The 5,528-nt window shown below is 74.2% G+C and carries 5 protein-coding genes; 4 read left to right on the plus strand and 1 reads right to left on the minus strand.

The features are described from left to right. From G5C65_RS30185 to G5C65_RS30195, 3 genes are all read left to right on the plus strand, one after another. Positions 1-741, plus strand: a 741-nt coding sequence (locus G5C65_RS30185; RefSeq protein ID WP_420903374.1) for an NADase-type glycan-binding domain-containing protein, incomplete at its 5' end; no start/stop codon positions are given. A 157-nt stretch (positions 742-898) separates the two neighbouring features. Further along, positions 899-1,348 carry a universal stress protein gene (locus tag G5C65_RS30190; RefSeq protein ID WP_165302229.1) on the plus strand — a complete coding sequence of 150 codons (450 nt, stop codon included), beginning with the start codon at positions 899-901 and terminating at the stop codon, positions 1,346-1,348. A gap of 15 nt (positions 1,349-1,363) precedes the next feature. Then, positions 1,364-2,362 carry an adenylate/guanylate cyclase domain-containing protein gene (locus G5C65_RS30195; protein WP_165302230.1) on the plus strand — a complete coding sequence of 333 codons (999 nt, stop codon included), beginning with the start codon at positions 1,364-1,366 and terminating at the stop codon, positions 2,360-2,362. Between the two features lie 123 nt (positions 2,363-2,485). Here the strand turns inward: G5C65_RS30195 and G5C65_RS30200 are convergent, their stop codons facing one another. After that, a complete protein-coding gene (locus G5C65_RS30200) occupies positions 2,486-3,682 on the minus strand; it encodes a PucR family transcriptional regulator (protein WP_165302231.1) in 1,197 nt (398 codons plus the stop codon). Positions 3,683-4,545: 863 nt separating this feature from the next. Between G5C65_RS30200 and G5C65_RS30205 the strand changes: the two genes are divergently transcribed. Continuing rightward, the coding region (locus G5C65_RS30205) for a lytic transglycosylase domain-containing protein (RefSeq protein WP_420903375.1) at positions 4,546-5,528 on the plus strand (983 nt) is incomplete at its 3' end.

Raw genomic sequence — 5,528 nt, forward strand, 5'->3', positions numbered from 1 at the left:
CCGTGCCCCTGGTGCGCCACCCCGAACCACCCCGACCGGCACTTCTGCTGGCGCTGTGCGATGCCGCTCGCCGAGAGCGAGATCCGCACCCCCGGCCCCCTCCCGTGGTGGCGCCGCCTGCTGGGCCCGGGACGGCACGAGACCCCCTGGGCCGGCGAACGGCCCCGGCTGCGCCGCGCGTTCGACAGCGTCGGCACCTGGATCGCCGCGGCGCTCGCCGTGACCCTGCTCATCCTCGGCATCATCTACATCCCCCCCGCCTACCAGGCCACGCGGGACCACTTCGCCAAGCGCTCCCCGGCCGAGCCGGACGCGATCCGGGCCTCCCGCTCCTACTCCGGCCATCCGCCGAAGCTGGCCTTCGACAAGCTCAACAACACCTGGTGGGGCCCGGGAGTGTCGCAGTCGGGCCAGGGCGAGTGGATCGAGGCGCGGTTCTCCCGGCCGGTGCGGCTGCTCGACGTCCTCATCACGCCGGGCACGTCGACCCGCGCCGACCAGCTCAGCGAGTCGGCGCTGCCGCACCGCGTCAAGGCGACGGTCACCAAGAAGGACGGCAGCACCGCGACACGCGAACTCACCCTGGATCCGGGCGCGGGCGCCCAGCGGCGGTCGTTGCGCGTCGGCGAGATCACCCGGGTCCGCTTCACGATCGAGTCGGCGCATGCCGCGTCCGCGGACAAGCAGGTGGCCATCGCCGAGATCGAGTTGTTCGGCCGTTCGGACGGCAGCCGGAGCTGAGCCGCTTCCTGACGGGCGCCGTTCTGCACCGTGCTGATGAAAGTCCGTACGGAATTCCGCGTGCCGCGACAACGGAGCGGGGGTGCGGCGGATCGGGGTGTGCGGTGCGGCACATCGCCATTGTCCGGCCGGACGCGCCGTCACTAGCCTCGGGCGCATGACCGCGTATGAGGCCATCGTGGTGGGGACCGACGGATCGGAGTCGTCGCTGGCCGCGGTGGCCTCCGCCGGGCGGCTCTCCGCCGCCTGCGGGGCCCGGCTGGTGATCTGCTGCGCGTACGCGCCGATGCGCAAGCGCGAGGTGAGCCGGGCCCGGGAAGTGCTGGGCGAGGAGGCGTATCAGGTGGTCGGCTCGGCCCCGGCCCGGGACACCCTGCAGACCGCGCGGGACCGGGCCGCGGCGGCGGGGGCGCGGGGCATCGTCCTCGATGCCGTCCGCGGGGAGCCGGTCGAGACCCTGGTGGACGCCGCCCGGCGGTACGGCGCCGACCTCCTGGTCGTCGGCAACCGGGGGCTGCGCTCCCTGGCGGGCCGGCTGCTCGGCTCGGTGCCCGCCGATGTCTCCCGGAGGTCGCGGGTGGACGTACTGATCGTGCACACCACCTGAGACGCGGGAGCCGGCATGCCACGCCGTACGGACGGCAACGAGACCGGGGACGGGGACGCGCGGGAGCGTATCGAGAACGTACTGCTCGGCGGCGGCCGCGCCTACACCCGTGCGGCGATCGTCGAGAAGTCCGGCATCCCCGCCGAGCGCACCAACCAGATCTGGCGTGCCCTCGGCTTCCCGCTGGCCGGGGAGGAGGAGGCGGTCTTCACCGAGGGGGACCTCCAGGCGCTGCGGGCCGGTGAGTTCTTCGTCGAGTCGGGTGTGATCAGCGCGGAGAGCGAGACGCTGATGGCCCGTGCGCTGGGGCACCATCTGTCCCGGCTCGCCGAGTGGCAGGTGGACACGCTGTGGGACTGGCTGTCGCGGCAGCCCGGTCTGGACCCGGCCGGCGAGGACTTCACCGAGCTGGTGGAGCAGTTGCTCCCGCACTTCGAGCGGCTGCAGAACCACGTGTGGCGCCGCCATCTGGCGGCCTGCGCCGGGCGGGCGCTGGCCGCCGGCGAGGAGGAGCCGGCCGCCCGGGTCCAGGCCGTCGGCTTCTCCGACATCGTCGGCTACACCCGGCTGTCCCGCGGTCTCGACGGCACCGGGCTGAGCCGGGTGCTCGACCGGTTCGAGGGCACCGCGGGGGACACCGTGGCGGACCACGGCGGCCGGATCGTGAAGACCATCGGCGACGAGGTGCTGTTCACCGCGGAGTCGGCCGCCGACGCCGCCGAGATCGCGCTGACCCTGGCCGGTGCGGCGCGCGGGGACGCGGCGGCCCCGGGGCTGCGGCTGCGCACCGGCCTGGCGTTCGGCCCTGTGCTGAGCCGGTTCGGGGACGTCTACGGGCCGGTCGTCAACACCGCCGCGCGGCTGACCTCGCTCGCCCGTGCCGGGACCGTACTGGCCGACCAGCGGCTCGCCGGATGCCTGGCGGGCGACCCGGCGTATGCGACGCGGACGCTGCGGGCGGTGTCCGTACGCGGGTACAGCAGGCTCCGTCCGGTGCTCCTGCGCAGGAGGTGAGAGCGCCGATGGCGGCTCCCCTCAGGGGCGCGGGGAACTGCGCGGCCAGCCGGCGAACACTCGCGGCCCGCGACGGGCGCAAGGGCAGCCCCTGCCCGGATCCCCGATGCGGGGCACCGGGCGTCAGGAGCCGCGCATCCGCAGGGCGCGGAGGGCCAGTTCCAGCGCGAACCGGGGCTCGGGCGCCGCCAGTTGCTCGCCGAACGCGCGGTCGAGGTTGCGTAACCGGTAGCGGACGGTCTGCGGGTGCAGATGCAGTCGCTCGGCCATCTGCACGGCGTTGCCCCGGGTGTCCAGCCACGCCCGCAGGGTGTCCACCAGCCGTTCGCGCTGCGTGGGCGTCAGATCGGCCAGCGGGGCCAGCCGCTGCCGGGCCAGGGCGTCCAGCAGAGCGGTGTCGGCGAACAGCCACAGCGTCACCAGATGGTCCTCGCAGTAGGTGACGGGGCCGGCCGGGATCACCCCGTGCTCTACCAGGCTCAGCCCGCGCTGCGCCCACCGGAGCGACTCGGCGGCCTGCTCCAGCGGCACCGTCAGGCCGACCACGGCCCGGATGTGGGTGGGCGCTTCGGCCAGCTCCGCGCGCCGCGCCTCATCCAGGCCGCCCGGCAGGAGCGCGTGCGGGCGCGGGTCCTCCATGTCGACCAGCGCGTCGGCGCTCAGCGCCGCGCGGACCGGCGGCGCGTCCCCGCTCAGCGCCAGCAGGGTGACCTCCTCGGGCAGTTCCCAGCCCGCCCGTTCGGCCGCCTCGGCCAGGTTGCCGTCCCGCAGCCCTGTGCCGGAGAGGATGTGCTGGAGCAGCCGGCGGCGCTGGCTCTCCTGGCTGCGCTCCAGCTCCGAGCGGGCCTCCAGATAGCCCTCGCGGGCCAGCTCCACCAGCTCGTCCACATAGGCGAACAGCGCGTCGGCGAAGGCCAGCATCAGCGCGGAGGAGATGTTGTAGCGCCGCCCCACCTTTTTCGCCCGGCGCAGCGCCAGCCGGGCACCGACCCGGAACGTGGTCTGCATGGTGTCCAGGCTGCGGCCCTCGTACGCCTCGAATCTGCCGAATCTTCGGCAGATCTTGTCGCGCTGGACGGTGGAGGCGCCGGGCGCCTCCACCTTGTCCACGAACGTGGTGAGGTTCTGGGCAACGATATGCCGGACGGCGCGCGCGTAGGGGCCCGTCAGGACTTCGGCGTACTCCGGGACGGTGCGCCGGATCTCGACCGTGACCTCGTTTATCAGGCTGGGCAGTTCCGGGCGCATGATGGTGGCGAACTCGGGGGGCATCTGACCCAGCGGATGACTCATATCCGGTGCTCGCAATGCGGTCGTCATCACCACTTCCCCTCTCCCGACGGCGGTCAACCGGCGGAACCCGTGACGGCGTGGGGGCGTCCGGACCGCACGGCCTCGGCCGCGCCGTCCGGCACCTCGGTGTGCGGGGGAACCCGGGGCTCGGTGTGCCCACACACACCCGAAGGAACCACTGAGGTTATGCAACGTAGACCAAGTCGGGCCACAGCGCAGTACTTACGACAAGTAACTCTCATGGAACGCAGCGCGATCCCGGTCATGCTTCGGTCCGCGCCACGGCCACTGTCAACCTCCGCGTCCGGAATTGCTCAGCACCGGATGAATCCCGGCCGCGTACTGCTCGCGCGGTGATGAGAACGCGTCCGGGAAACGCCGTGCGCAGGCGCCGCCGTATCCGGCCGCGCAGACGCTCCCGGCCTCCCGCCCGTCGCTGCTCCGCTCCCGATGAAAAGCGCCGGGATTTTGGTGCCGGAATGACAAGGCGAACGGCGCTGCCCCCGCCCGGCGCGCGGATGTGGTGAACGGCCATTGCCCGCCGGAATTACCCGTGCGTAGCGTCACCATTCCCCGCCGCTCCGTGCGGCCTACGGGCCAGGAGTGACCCCCCGCGAGAGGACGGAATTCCCATGGCGCGCTACCGAGGCAGGCACACATCAGCGGGGTTGTTACCGCGGATCACGGTTGCCCTCCGACGTGGCCGCCGGGCCGGGGCTGCCCCTGCCCGTGCCCGGCGGGCTGCGGCTGCCTCCCCCAAGCTCTCGGCTTCGCTCGAGCAGGGAGGTACCCCCATGGCTGGTCGCGCAGTTCCCCGCGCCCCTGCGGGGCGCATCCGTGCGCTCCGTCAGGGGCTCCGGGCTCCGTTCACGAGCGGCTCACTGTCCGCAGTGCCCCGCCTGGGACACGCCCTGCGGGGCACCGCGCTGTCCGCGGTGGCGCTGGCCGCGCTCACCGCTTCGCAGGCGCCGGGGCTCGGGCCGGCCCCGGGCCACGGCAGCGGCCCCGCGGGACACGAGCGACGGGACTACCCCGCCGAGTGGGGCGTGCGCCCCGGCGACGGCTCGTACCACACCGAACTGCCGCCGCTGCGGGCCCGGAACGGGGAGCGCGGCGGCTCGTCCGCCGGCGGCGCGTCCGACGGCCCCGCCGCGGGCCGGGCCGGGGACCAGGCCGGCATCCCGGTGTCGGTGCTGGCCGCCTACCGGAGGGCCGCCCGCTCGCTGGCCGGTACGGACCCGGGCTGCCGGCTTCGCTGGGAACTGCTCGCCGCGATCGGCAAGGTGGAGTCGGGGCAGGCGCGCGGCGGCGCGGTGGACGCCGACGGCACCACCCGGCGGCCCATTCTGGGACCGGTGCTGAACGGCGGCGCGTTCGCCCACATCAGCGACACCGACCGCGGCGTGTGGGACGGCGACACCCGCTACGACCGGGCCGTGGGGCCGATGCAGTTCATCCCCTCCACCTGGGCCCGCTGGGGCGCCGACGGCAACGGGGACGGACGGGCCGACCCGAACAACATCCACGACGCGGCGCTGGCCGCGGGGCGCTACCTGTGCGCCGGGGACCGCGATCTGAGCCGCGGGCCCCACCTGCACCGGGCGGTGCTGAGCTACAACCAGTCGCGGCAGTATCTGCGCACGGTGCTGTCCTGGTACGCCTACTACCGGAAGGGCGCGCACCCGGTCCGTGACGGCGACGGCGTGCTGCCCGCGTCTCCCGGCGCGGGCAACGCGAAGCGGCCCGCCGCGCGCCCGGCGGATCCGGAGCGCGCCGCCGGAGGCGGCCCGCGCACCGGGGACCGGACCGGCGGCGGGGACAACGGCCGCTCCCCCGGCGGCGGTTCCCGGACGCCGGGCGGCGGCGGCCCGGG

It is taken from the genome of Streptomyces boncukensis, assembly GCF_011045075.1.
Taxonomy (GTDB): domain Bacteria; phylum Actinomycetota; class Actinomycetes; order Streptomycetales; family Streptomycetaceae; genus Streptomyces; species Streptomyces boncukensis.